Origin of the sequence: Curtobacterium citri (assembly GCF_030362955.1) — a bacterium.
Lineage (GTDB): Bacteria > Actinomycetota > Actinomycetes > Actinomycetales > Microbacteriaceae > Curtobacterium > Curtobacterium citri.
The window spans coordinates 100,815-111,990 of sequence record NZ_JAUCML010000011.1 but is presented as its reverse complement, the minus strand read 5'-3'; the positions used below and the strand labels follow the sequence as shown (position 1 = coordinate 111,990).

Annotated in this window: 13 protein-coding genes and 1 tRNA gene; 5 read left to right on the top strand and 9 right to left on the bottom strand. The window is 71.5% G+C overall.

Annotation, left to right across the window (positions count from 1 at the left end):
- Nucleotides 1-138: 138 nt before the first annotated feature.
- Both galK and galT read right to left on the bottom strand, forming a co-directional pair.
- Nucleotides 139-1,275: a galactokinase gene (gene galK, locus QUG92_RS15095; protein ID WP_289459776.1), complete on the bottom strand. Its 1,137-nt coding sequence runs from the start codon at nt 1,273-1,275 to the stop codon at nt 139-141.
- Nucleotides 1,272-2,369 (bottom strand): galactose-1-phosphate uridylyltransferase, encoded by a 1,098-nt coding sequence (gene galT, locus QUG92_RS15090; RefSeq protein ID WP_289459774.1) that lies wholly within the window; start codon nt 2,367-2,369, stop codon nt 1,272-1,274. Before galT ends, galK begins: the two co-directional genes overlap by 4 nt.
- A 64-nt stretch (nt 2,370-2,433) precedes the next feature.
- On the opposite strand from galT, the gene QUG92_RS15085 reads away from it, so the two are divergent.
- Nucleotides 2,434-3,285: a DeoR/GlpR family DNA-binding transcription regulator gene (locus QUG92_RS15085; RefSeq protein WP_289459773.1), complete on the top strand. Its 852-nt coding sequence runs from the start codon at nt 2,434-2,436 to the stop codon at nt 3,283-3,285.
- Complete coding sequence (locus tag QUG92_RS15080) at nt 3,282-4,217, top strand: aldose 1-epimerase family protein (protein ID WP_289459772.1); 936 nt, start codon at nt 3,282-3,284, stop codon at nt 4,215-4,217. Before QUG92_RS15085 ends, QUG92_RS15080 begins: the two co-directional genes overlap by 4 nt.
- 24 nt (nt 4,218-4,241) lie before the next feature.
- Here the strand turns inward: QUG92_RS15080 and QUG92_RS15075 are convergent, their stop codons facing one another.
- The 4 genes from QUG92_RS15075 to QUG92_RS15060 all read right to left on the bottom strand — a co-directional run bounded on the left by QUG92_RS15075 (nt 4,242) and on the right by QUG92_RS15060 (nt 5,188).
- Nucleotides 4,242-4,562 (bottom strand): hypothetical protein, encoded by a 321-nt coding sequence (locus QUG92_RS15075; RefSeq protein WP_069713283.1) that lies wholly within the window; start codon nt 4,560-4,562, stop codon nt 4,242-4,244.
- Between the two features lie 157 nt (nt 4,563-4,719).
- Nucleotides 4,720-4,869, bottom strand: a complete 150-nt coding sequence (locus QUG92_RS15070; RefSeq protein WP_289459771.1) for a hypothetical protein — start codon at nt 4,867-4,869, stop codon at nt 4,720-4,722.
- 31 nt (nt 4,870-4,900) lie between these two features.
- A tRNA-Lys gene (locus QUG92_RS15065) sits at nt 4,901-4,973 on the bottom strand.
- Between the two features lie 53 nt (nt 4,974-5,026).
- Nucleotides 5,027-5,188 carry a hypothetical protein gene (locus QUG92_RS15060; RefSeq protein WP_182046141.1) on the bottom strand — a complete coding sequence of 54 codons (162 nt, stop codon included), beginning with the start codon at nt 5,186-5,188 and terminating at the stop codon, nt 5,027-5,029.
- Between the two features lie 141 nt (nt 5,189-5,329).
- Here QUG92_RS15060 and QUG92_RS15055 point away from each other — a divergent pair, with 141 nt between their 5' ends.
- The 3 genes from QUG92_RS15055 (at nt 5,330) to QUG92_RS15045 (ending at nt 7,966) form a co-directional block, all read left to right on the top strand.
- Nucleotides 5,330-5,959, top strand: coding sequence for a DNA-directed RNA polymerase subunit beta (locus QUG92_RS15055; protein ID WP_182046142.1), 630 nt, complete (start codon nt 5,330-5,332; stop codon nt 5,957-5,959).
- Between the two features lie 529 nt (nt 5,960-6,488).
- The gene (gene sigK / locus QUG92_RS15050) at nt 6,489-7,088 is read left to right on the top strand and encodes an ECF RNA polymerase sigma factor SigK (protein WP_069713285.1); all 600 of its coding nucleotides are present in this window, start codon (nt 6,489-6,491) and stop codon (nt 7,086-7,088) included.
- Complete coding sequence (locus QUG92_RS15045; protein WP_289459767.1) at nt 7,085-7,966, top strand: anti-sigma factor; 882 nt, start codon at nt 7,085-7,087, stop codon at nt 7,964-7,966. Before sigK ends, QUG92_RS15045 begins: the two co-directional genes overlap by 4 nt.
- 198 nt (nt 7,967-8,164) lie before the next feature.
- Here QUG92_RS15045 and pstB read toward each other — a convergent pair whose 3' ends face one another.
- Genes pstB through pstC form a run of 3 tightly spaced genes read right to left on the bottom strand, consistent with a single transcriptional unit; the run spans nt 8,165 to nt 11,040 of the window.
- Entirely contained in the window at nt 8,165-8,944 is a 780-nt protein-coding gene (pstB, locus tag QUG92_RS15040) for a phosphate ABC transporter ATP-binding protein PstB (RefSeq protein ID WP_182046144.1), read from the bottom strand.
- 45 nt (nt 8,945-8,989) lie between these two features.
- Nucleotides 8,990-10,075, bottom strand: a complete 1,086-nt coding sequence (gene pstA / locus QUG92_RS15035; RefSeq protein ID WP_182046145.1) for a phosphate ABC transporter permease PstA — start codon at nt 10,073-10,075, stop codon at nt 8,990-8,992.
- Between the two features lie 14 nt (nt 10,076-10,089).
- On the bottom strand, nt 10,090-11,040 hold the full coding sequence (gene pstC / locus QUG92_RS15030; protein ID WP_069713289.1) for a phosphate ABC transporter permease subunit PstC: 951 nt from the start codon (nt 11,038-11,040) through the stop codon (nt 10,090-10,092).
- Between the last annotated feature and the right edge of the window lie 136 nt (nt 11,041-11,176).

Below are 11,176 nucleotides of genomic sequence, written 5' to 3'. Positions count from 1 at the left end.
CGGCCCCGCCCCCCCCCAACCCCCCCCCCCCCCCCACAACCGCCCCCCCCGCCCCCCGCCGTATCGGCCGCGCCCGCCCCGCTTCCGGTTGTGCGGAAGCGCGAGGCGCCTCGCGCGGCGCGGCGGCGCGCAGCGCCGTCAGTCGCGCCGGGCGCCCTGCGCGGCGTGCACCGTGAACACGGTGGGCTCGCGGTACCCGGCCGCAGCGAAGGCGGACGTGACGGCCGTCGTGATCGTGTCACGGGCCTCCCGGTCGACCAGCGCGATCGCCGCACCACCGAAGCCGCCACCGGTCATGCGGGCACCGACGGCACCGTGCTCGAGGGCGGTCGACACCGCGAGGTCGAGCTCGGGCACCGAGATCTCGAAGTCGTCGCGCATCGACGCGTGCGAGGCGACGAGCAGGTCACCGATCGCACGCGGCCCCTGCTCGCGGAGCGTGCGGACGGTGTCGAGGACCCGCTGGTCCTCCGTGACGATGTGCCGCACACGGCGGAAGGTCTCGTCGTCGAGCAGCTCCTGGGCGCGGGGCAGGTCGTCGACGGACACGTCGCGGAGCGCCTCGACGCCGAGCACCTGCGCGCCCCGCTCGCACGAGTCCCGACGGGCCTTGTAGCCGCCGGTGGCGTGGGCGTGCTCGACGCGGGTGTCGATGACCAGGACCTCGAGCCCGTTCGCCTCGAGCGCCAGGTCGACCACGGCGGTGTCGAGCGTCCGGCAGTCGAGGAACACGACCGCGTCCTGCTCACCGAGGAGCGACGCGGACTGGTCCATGATCCCGGTCGGGGCGCCGACGGCGTGGTTCTCGGAGTACTGCCCGACGCGGGCCAGCGTCTTCCGGTCGAGGTCGAGCTCCCACAGGTCGGTGAACGCCAGCGCGACGCCGCACTCGATCGCGGCGCTCGACGACAGGCCCGCGCCGACCGGGACGTCCGACTCGATGAAGACGTCGAACCCGGTCTTGTCGGACAGGTCGGCGCCGGCCTGCTCGCGGAGCGCCCAGGCGATGCCGAAGACGTAGGCGGACCACCCCTGCATGCGGGACGGGTCCAGCTCGTCGAGCGAGAGCTCGTGGACGGCGTCCGGCTCGAACGCCGATGCGACGCGGATCAGCCGGTCGTCGCGCTGCCCGATCGAGGCGACCGTGCGCCGGTCGATCGCGAACGGCAGGACGTAGCCGTCGTTGTAGTCGGTGTGCTCGCCGATCAGATTGACGCGACCGGGGGCGGAGTACCGCACCGCCGGCTCGTACCCGTACACCTGCTGGAACGTCATGCGCGTTCGATCCCTCCTCGGATGAACTCGGCCGCCTTCTCGGGCACGAGGTCCCCGATCCAGGCGCCCATGGCGGCCTCGCTGCCGGCCAGGAACTTGAGCTTGTCCGCCGCGCGGCGCGGGGACGTGATCTGCAGCATGAGCCGCACGGTGTCGCGCGCGGTGTGCACCGGCGCCTGGTGCCACGCCGCGATGTACGGCGTCGGGGTGTCGTAGAGCGCGTCGAGCCCGCGGGTGAGCCGCAGGTGCATGTGCGCGAGCTCGTCCTTCTCGGCCTCGGTCAGGCCCGCGAAGTCGGGGACGTGGCGGTGCGGCAGCATGTGGATCTCGATGGGCCAGCGCGCAGCGAACGGCACGAACGCGGTGAAGTGCTCGCCCTGCAGGACCACGCGCTCGGAGGCCCGTTCGTTCGCGAGGTGCTGCTCGAACAGGTCCGGACCGAAGCGCTCGATCGACGCGAGCAGGCGCTGCGTGCGGGGCGTGACGTACGGGTACGAGTAGATCTGCCCGTGCGGGTGGTGCAGCGTCACGCCGATCGCCTCGCCGCGGTTCTCGAACGGGAACACCTGCTGGATGCCGGGCATCGCGGACAGCGCCGCGGTGCGGTCCGCCCACGCCTCGACCACGGTGCGAGCGCGGGACTCGGAGATCGAGGCGAACGAGCCGCTCGTCTCGGGGGAGAAGCACACGACCTCGCAACGGCCGACGCTCCGGAGCTGGCGGTTCAGGCCGACGTCGGACAGCGAGTCGAGCGACTCCGGGGCGTCCTCGGCCTCGAGCAACGGGCCGAACGACGGCGAGCGGTTCTCGAACACCGCGACGTCGTAGCGGCTCGGGATCTCGGACGGGTTTGCCGTGGTCTGCGGTGCGAGCGGGTCCTGGTCGGCCGGCGGCAGGAACACGCGGTTCTGCCGGCTCGACGCGATGGACACCCACTCGCCGGTCAGGACGTCCTGCCGCATCCGCGCGGTCTCGGGCCGGGGGTCGAGGACGCGCTCGTCGATGCTGCGCTCGGCGGGCAGCTGCGTGTCGGCGTCGTCGAAGTAGATGAGCTCGCGGCCGTCGGCGAGCGTCGTCACGCGCTTGGTGATCACCGCACGAGCCTAGCGCGTCCGTGAAGCATTGCGAAAGCCTCCGCAAGTGCGCGAAACTCGTCCCGTGCGCGACGACGACCTCTTCCTGGCCGGCTCGCTGCCCGCGCCCCTCCGACAGGACCGGATCGTGTCCATCGTCGAGGGAGCCCCCGGTCTCGTCCGCACCGCGGCGCTGGCCGCCGCGCTCGGCACGAGCGAGGTGACGGTCCGGCAGGACCTCGCGACGCTCGGACTGGAGGCCCGCATCCGCCGGGTGCGCGGCGGTGCCGTCCGCCTCGGGGCCGGCTCCGGCGAGCGTCCGCTCGAGGAGACCGCCGTCGAGCACCAGGTGGCCAAGGCCGCGATCGGGCGCGCCGCGGCGGACCTCGTCCGCTCCGGACAGTGCGTGGTGCTGGACGTCGGCACGACGCCGGCCGCCGTGGCGTCGGCCCTGGTCGCGCGCGAGGACCTGACCGACGTCACCGTCGTCACCAACTCGCTCACGACGGCGCTCGCCCTGGAACCGGCCGTCCCGCGCTTCACGGTGGTCGTCACGGGCGGTACCCTGCGCCCGCTCCAGCACTCCCTCGTCGCACCGTTCATGGGTGCCGTCCTGCCCGCGATCGCCGCCGACCTGGCGTTCATCAGCGGGACCGGGCTCGACGTCGAGCACGGGCTCACCAACGTGAACCTGCCCGAGACCGAGGCGAAGCGGATGCTCGCCGCGACCGCCGGGCGTACGGTCGTGGTGGCGGACGGCTCGAAGTTCGGCCGGGCACACCGAGGCCGCGTCCGCCCGCTCGAGGACATCGACGTCGTCGTCACCGCCGGGGCCACGGTGGATGCGGTCGCCCCGATCCGGGCGGCCGGGGTCGAGGTCGTGGTGGCCGACGGCGGACAGGACGACGAAGCAGCACGGAAGGACGGGACCGCATGACCGCAGCAGCACCCACCGGAGGGCAGTACCACCTCCGTCACGCCGGACCGGACGGCGTCGTCGAGGCCGTCGTCACCGAGGTCGCCGCGGGCATCCGGGAGCTCCGGGTCGCCGGCTTCGACCTGACCGAGCCGTTCCCCGTGACCACGCTCCCGCCGGGCGCGGACGGCATCGTGCTCGTCCCGTGGCCGAACCGCGTCGCCGGTGCCGTGTGGGAGCTCGACGGGAAGCGCCAGCAGCTCGACGTCACCGAGCCGAAGTACGGCAACGCCTCGCACGGCCTGCTCCGCTTCTCGCCCTACCGCGTGGTCGAGCAGACCGGGTCGGGCATCGTGCAGCAGGCGACGATCCACCCGCAGCACGGCTGGCCGTTCACGCTCGAGACCCGCGTGCACCACGAGCTCGTCGACGACGGCATCCGCGTGACGCACACGATCGTCAACCGGTCCGGCGTCCGCGCGCCGTTCGCCGTCGGTGCGCACCCGTACCTGCGCGCCGGGGACACCCCGGCGGAGGACCTCGTCGTGACGCTCGACGCGGCGACGGCCTTCACCGTCGACGAGCACAAGATCCCCGACGGCACCGTCCCGGTCGAGGGCACGCCCTACGACCTGCGGAGCGGGCAGCGGGCCGGGGACGCCGACCTCGACACCGCCTACCGCGACGTCACGCCCGACGCGGACGGCGTGCGACGGACGACGTTGCACGGGCCCGAGGGCGACGGCGTCGAGCTCTGGCAGGACGCGTCGTTCCCGTACGTGCAGGTCTTCACCTCGCGAGAGTTCCCCCGTGGCGACGGCACCGGACTCGCGGTGGCGGTGGAGCCCATGACGGCGCCCGCGAACGCGCTCAACTCCGGCGAGGGGCTCCGGTGGCTCGAGCCGGACGAGTCGTGGACGGGTACCTGGGGCATCCGCCGCGTCTGGTCCTGACCGACCGCTGCGGATCCGAGGCGCTCAGGCGCGACGCATCCGGAGTGCCTCGACCGCGAGGGACTCGGTGCCGTAGCGGCCGATCTCCTGCGCCCAGGCCGGGTCGTCACCGCGCAGGGCGACGTACGCCTTGCCCTGGCGGCAGACGTAGCCGAGCACGGTCGTGGCCGTCGCGACCTCGAGGAAGTCCGTGCGGATGTGCCGCGTCGTGACGCGCGCGTTGCGGCGGAGGGTGTCGAGGAGGAGCTGGTTGCTCATCGTGGTGTTCGTCGCTGCTGCGAGCTCCACGATGCGGCGCGCGTCACCGGTGGTGCTGGCCTGCGTGGCGTCGATGGGCTCGGTCACGGTGTACCCCGTCCGTTCTGTCGTGCTGCGTTCGTGCTCGGTCCGCTGATCGGGACCGGGCACGACACTATCGGCGCGGGGCCAACAGTCCGCTGAACGGAGACTGAACTGTGCACAAGACGCACCATGAACCTGCTGAGGACGACTTGTACCCCGCTCAGCGCTCGACGTCGGCGCACGAGAGGGTGGTCGTCCACGGCGCCCGGTCTGGGCTCTGGCGGAGGTCGACGCTCGTGGCTCCCGGCAGTGCCCAGGACGCCGCAGTCGCGACGACCAGGACGACCCCCGCGACGAGCCAGGGGAGCACCCGATGCAGCGTCGGAGGAAGAGCGCGCATGTGGGCCCCGTGGGGCTCGAACCCACGACCCTCGGATTAAAAGTCCGGTGCTCTACCGACTGAGCTAGAGGCCCTCACCCGCAAGGCTAGCGGTTGCGACCCGGCGGGAGGGACCGGCGGCGACGCCTCAGCTCCGGCGCCCGGTCAGGGCACGCACGATCCACGCGACGAGCGCGACGACGAACAGCACGATCCCGACGAACAGCAGGAGCTTCAGGCTCGCGACGATGCCGCCGATGAACAGCAGGACGACCGCGACGACCGCCAGGACCACGAGCAGGGCGTTCATGGGGTGACCTCTTCCTCACTCCGGGTTCCTCACGTCGGGGAGGGACCGCCTCCCCGCCCGAGCACGGTACGCGGAGGGTCGGGGTTGCGTCCAGGGCGAACGGGGGGCGCGCGCGTCGGCGGCCGTGCCTACACTCGCCGGGTGCCTCGCGATCACCACCGCCCCGTCCACTTCACCGACAAGGAGTTCGCCGCGATCCAGGGCGGCGACGACCCGGCGCTGGTGAACCGCGTCGCGCACGAGACCGCGAACGCCCTGCTGCACCGCGTGCGGGAGGACCCGGACCCTGCGGTGGTCGAGCGCCTGGTGACCTACACGGACGTGCACGGCATCGACGCGATCGCCGAGCTCTGGGCGCGCGTGGGGGCGCACACCCTGCCGGGCGCCCTGTGGCGCATCTACCTCGTCCGCGTCGTCATCCGGCAGAACCCGGAGGAGATCGCGTACTTCTTCGAGCGCGGCACGGAGCGGATCGGCACGATCGACGAGGCCGTCGCGGGCGCCGAGCAGCCGACGGGTCCGGCGGAGATCCTCACGCTCGCGGACCGCATCCTGCACGGCCTGTACACGGGCGACCTCGCGGTGGCACTCGACCGCGGAGCGGCGTTCTGCCGGCTGACCGCGGCGGGCGCGACGTCGGTCGCCGACGACGCCGACCTGACGGCGGGACCGCGTGCGAGCGAGCTGACCCGGCGCGCACTCCGGCTCACGGAACTCGCCGCGGACCTCACCGAGGCGGCGGCGCTCTGGCGTCGCGACAGCCTGGACTGACTCGAGCGCGCTGCCGCGACCGACTGCGCTGACGCGACCGCGGACGCGTCCGCCCGGACAGGCAGGACACCGCCCGGACAGCAGAAGACCGGGCCGCAGAAGCGCCTCTCGGCGCGAGGCCGCTCGAAGCGGCGAATTTTGGAGCCCGGGGCTTGCTGCGGCCCGGCGACACCCATCGTACGAGACGCTCGCTGGACGAGCGACCGTGTTCACTCTCGGTGGACACGATGCGCGGCCGGGCGTGCCCCCGACGGTCGCAGCGTGCCCCTGCTGACGGCTCCGGGACGAGCGTCCGTCGCAGCTGCTCCCAATCCGTTCAGGGGACGGTGCCGAAGAGAGGGTGTGACGCTCCTCGCGGACGTCACAGTGAGGGCCAGCGTGACCCGGTCCGGTACCCGCCGGTCAATTCCCTGCGGGTCGCGCTGCCCTCGCCCACGTACCCGCCGCGAGGACCCGATCACCCGAACCCGACCCTGCGAAGTGAACGCGTGTGTCGACCCTGATGCCACCGAGAGGGGGGAAACCTGCAATGCTAGCGCTCGTGGAACATGACACCGAGGCCTGGCGCTCCGACGAGCCCGCACCCGTGTCGCCCGACGACCTGCTCGCCCGCGTCGCCACCGGCGACCAGCCTGCCTTCTCCGAACTCTACGACGCCCTGTCCGGCCGCGTGCTCGGACTCGTGATCCGGCTCCTCAAGGACCGGGCGCAGTCCGAGGAGGTCACGCAGGAGGTCTTCCTCGAGGTCTGGCAGCAGGCCACCCGGTTCGACCGCTCCCGCGGGACCGCCGCCAGCTGGGTGCTCACCATGGCCCACCGACGGGCGGTCGACCGGATCCGGGCGTCGCAGGCGTCGCACGACCGGGACACCCGGATCGGGATCCGCGACCTCGAGGCCGGTTTCGACCAGGTGTCGGAGTCGGTCGAGATCCGGATCGAGCACGAACGCGTCAGTCGGGCGCTCGGCAAGCTGACCGAGTTCCAACGGCAGGCCGTGCAGCTCGCGTACTACGGCGGCTACTCGCACAGCGAGATGGCCGAACGGCTCGGTGTCCCGATCGGCACCGTCAAGACCCGTCTCCGTGACGGGATGATCCGACTCCGAGACGAGATGGGAGTGACGTCATGAACACCCGACACGACGACCCCGCCCTGCTCACCGGGTCGCACGCACTGGACGCCCTCTCGGACGACGAGCGCGCGCTGCTCGAGTACGCACTCACGACGTCGCCCGAGCTGCAGGCCGAGGCGGACTCGCTCCGCGAGACCGCGCTGCAGCTGGCCTACGCCGTCGAACCGATCGAGCCGCCGTCGTCGCTGAAGACGTCGCTGATGGCCCAGATCGCCCGGACCCCGCAGGCGGCCCCGGTCGCCGAGCAGACCGCTCCGGCGTCCGACCTCGGCACCGACGCTCCGGTCACCGGCCTGGAGGCCCCGGCCGAGCCCGTCACGTCCCTCGCCTCGTCCGCTCCCACGGCTCCGGCCGAGGGTCGCGCCGCAGCGACGGCTCGCCGCCGCTGGTTCCAGCGCCCGGCCGCCGCACTCGCGGCGTCGGCCGCCGTCGCCGTCGTGTTCCTCGGCGTCGGGCTCGGCGTCGGGACGAACTTCGGCCAGTCCGAGGGCACCGGCCCGGGCACCACGCAGGCCTCCGGCACGCTCGACTCGATCTACGCCGCGGCGGACTTCCAGCGCTCGACCGCGAAGGTCGCCGGCGGCGGTTCGGCCACGGTCGTCTGGTCGCACGACGTCGGACGCTCGGCGGTGATCCTCGACGGTGTCGAGCAGGCGCCCGAGGGCAAGACCTACGAGCTCTGGTACATCGGCAGCGAGGGCGGGAAGATCGTCCCGGCCGGCCTGGTCGACGGTGCCCGCAACGGGGTGCACACGGCGGTCCTCGACGGACAGCTGGCGCAGGGCGCGACCATCGGCATGACGGTCGAGCCCGAGGGCGGCTCCGACCAGCCGACCACGACGCCGATCATGGCGGTCCCGACCACGCAGGCCTAGCAGCACAGCACAGCACGACACGGGCGGGCAGCGGAGCATCCGCTGCCCGCCCGTCGTCGTCGGTGGGCGTGCCGTGCCAGCCGAAGCGTCGTACCGGCAGACGCGTCCCACCAGCAGACGCAGCGAGGCCCGGTGCCGTCCGTGGCGGACGTGCACCGGGCCTCCAGGCCGACCGTCAGGCGACGGTCCGACGGCAGATCAACCGAAGCGACCCGAGACGTAGTCCTCGGTCGCCTGCACCGACGGGTTCGAGAACATCGTCGCCGTGTCGTCGAACTCGATGAGCTTGCCGGGTGCACCGGTGCCCGCGATGTTGAAGAAGGCGGTCTTGTCGCTGACGCGCGACGCCTGCTGCATGTTGTGCGTGACGATGACGATCGTGAAGTCCTTCTTGAGCTCCTCGATCAGGTCCTCGATCGCGAGCGTCGAGATGGGGTCGAGCGCCGAGCACGGCTCGTCCATGAGCAGGACGTCCGGCTGCACCGCGATCGCACGGGCGATGCAGAGACGCTGCTGCTGCCCGCCGGACAGGCCCATGCCGGGCTTCTCGAGGCGGTCCTTGACCTCGTTCCAGAGGTTCGCGCCCTGCAGCGAGCGCTCGACGATGTCGTCGGACTCGGACTTCGACATGCGCTTGTTGTTGAGCTTCACACCGGCCAGCACGTTGTCGCGGATGGACATCGTGGGGAACGGGTTCGGGCGCTGGAACACCATGCCGACCTGACGGCGGACGAGCACCGGGTCGACCCCGGCGCCGTACAGGTCGTCGCCGTCGATCTTGACCGAGCCCTCGACGTAGGCGCCGGGGATGACCTCGTGCATGCGGTTGAGCGTGCGGAGGAAGGTGGACTTGCCGCAGCCCGACGGGCCGATGAAGGCGGTGACGGTGCGGGGCTCGATCGTCATGTCGACGCCCTCGACGGCCTTGAACTTCGAGTAGTAGACGTTGAGGCCGTCGACCTCGATGCGCTTGGACACGTGGTTTCCTTCGGGGTGGGGTGGTCTGACCGTGCGTGCTCGGCGCTAGCGCGGGAGCCGGGGGGCGAAGAGGCGGGTGATGAAGCGGGCGAGCAGGTTGAGCACCATCACGATGAGGATGAGCACGAGCGCAGCCGTCCAGGCCCGGTCGACGAACGGTACCGGGTTGGCGCCCTGCTGCGAGTACTGCGTGTACGCGAACACCGGCAGGGTCATCATCGGGTTCTTGAACAGGTCGTAGTTCATGCTCGCGGTGAAGCCGGCGGTGACGAGCAGCGGCGCGGTCTCACCGATGACGCGGGCGATCGAGAGCATGACGCCCGTGGTGATGCCGGCGAGGCTGGTCGGCAGGACCACCTTGAGGATCGTCAGGTACTTCGGGACGCCGAGGGCGTACGAGGCCTCGCGGAGCTCCATCGGGACGATCTTCAGGACCTCCTCGGTGGAGCGGACGACCACGGGGATCATCAGCACGCTCAGGGCGATGGAGCCGACGAGGCCGAAGCGGGCGCCCGGGCCGAGGAAGAGCGCGAAGAGCGAGTATGCGAAGAGGCCCGCGACGATCGAGGGGATGCCGGTCATGACGTCGACGAAGAACGTGATGCCCTTCGCCAGGGCGCCCTTGCCGTACTCGACGAGGTAGATCGAGGTGAGGAGGCCGATCGGCACCGAGATGAGCGCCGCGAAGAGCGTGATCTCGAGCGTGCCGATGAGGGCGTGCAGGGCCCCGCCGCCCTCGGAGATGACGCCGCGCATCGAGGAGCTGAAGTACGTGGCGTCGAAGCGGGCGACACCGTCGGCGACCACGGTCCAGAGGAGCGACACCAGCGGCAGGACGGCGACGACGAAGGCCGTGGCGACCAGCGACGTCACGAGGCGGTCGACCGCCTTGCGGCCGCCCTCGACGATGCGCGAGACGACGACGATGAGCACGTCGAAGAGGACCGTGCCGAGGAACAGGGCCGCGACGACGTTGAAGTCACGGACGGCACCGCCCGCGTTGAGCAGGGCGAAGACCGCGATCAGCGCGACCCACGAGCCGATGAGGAGCAGCCACGGCACGGACTTGTGCAGCTTGCCGTTGGCGTAGACGTTGCCGGCGACGCCGGTCTGACGGAGAGCGAGTGACATCGGGGCGCGACCTCTCAGGAGACCCGCTTGCGCACGATGTAGCGCGCCAGCATGTTGATGAGCAGGGTGATGACGAAGAGGATCAGGCCCGACGCGACGAGGGCGTTCAACGCGGTGCCGGACGCCTCGGCGAACTGCAGCGCGATGTTCGCCGCGATCGTCGAGGGGTTGAGCGATGTCAGCATCTGGAACGTGACGTTCGTCGACACCGAGAGCACCAGGGCGATCGCCATCGTCTCGCCGAGCGCGCGGCCGAGGCCGAGCATGATCGCGGACACGATGCCGGACTTCGCGAACGGCAGGACCGACAGACGGATCATCTCCCACCGGGTCGCTCCGAGGGCGAGCGCGGCCTCCTCGTTGAGGGTCGGCGCCTGCAGGAAGATCTCGCGCATGACCGCGGTCATGATCGGGATCGCCATCACCGCGAGCACGATCGACGCGGTCAGGATCGTGCGGCCGGTGCCGGACACCTGGCCGGAGAACAGCGGGAACCAGCCGAGGTACTCGTTGAGGAAGCCGTAGAACGGCTTGACGAACGGCGCCAGGACCACGATGCCCCAGAGGCCGTAGACGACCGACGGCACCGCGGCCAGCAGGTCGATCACGTAGCCGAGCAGCGGCGCGATGCGCCGCGGGGCGTAGTGCGAGATGAACAGGGCGATGCCGAGCGACAGCGGCACCGCGAAGACGAGTGCGATGAGCGCGGACCAGATCGTGCCGAAGACGAGCGGACCGACGTAGTCCCAGAAGCTCGTCGCGTTGTTCGGCAGCTCGCCGACCTTCGCGCTGAACGCGGGGATGCTCTGCCAGACCAGGAAGGCGGCGACGAGCACGAGCACGAAGAGGATCAGGCTGCCCGCGACCACCGAGGCGGTCGAGAAGACCCGGTCGCCGACGCGGACGACGGCCTTCGGCTTGGTGGGCGAGACGGTGGCCCCTGGCTGGGCCGGTGCGGTCGTCATGGGACTCCTGTCGGAGGGGAGGCCGTGCTCGGTCAGGAGCGGCCGGGGGAGGCGACGGGGTGGTGCGGGGTTCCCGGCCTCGGGCCGGGCGGACGTCGGGCGCTGGGCCGGACTGGCGTCGGGCGCTGGGCCGGAC

Bases quoted from the DNA above. Each gene is read 5' to 3' on its own strand.
- galK (WP_289459776.1), bottom strand. From the start codon at position 1,275: ATGACGTTCCAGCAGGTGTACGGGTACGAGCCGGCGGTGCGGTACTCC.
- QUG92_RS15080 (WP_289459772.1), top strand. From the start codon at position 3,282: ATGACCGCAGCAGCACCCACCGGAGGGCAGTACCACCTCCGTCACGCC.
- QUG92_RS15060 (WP_182046141.1), bottom strand. From the start codon at position 5,188: ATGAACGCCCTGCTCGTGGTCCTGGCGGTCGTCGCGGTCGTCCTGCTG.
- sigK (WP_069713285.1), top strand. From the start codon at position 6,489: ATGCTAGCGCTCGTGGAACATGACACCGAGGCCTGGCGCTCCGACGAG.
- QUG92_RS15045 (WP_289459767.1), top strand. From the start codon at position 7,085: ATGAACACCCGACACGACGACCCCGCCCTGCTCACCGGGTCGCACGCA.
- pstA (WP_182046145.1), bottom strand. From the start codon at position 10,075: ATGTCACTCGCTCTCCGTCAGACCGGCGTCGCCGGCAACGTCTACGCC.
- pstC (WP_069713289.1), bottom strand. From the start codon at position 11,040: ATGACGACCGCACCGGCCCAGCCAGGGGCCACCGTCTCGCCCACCAAG.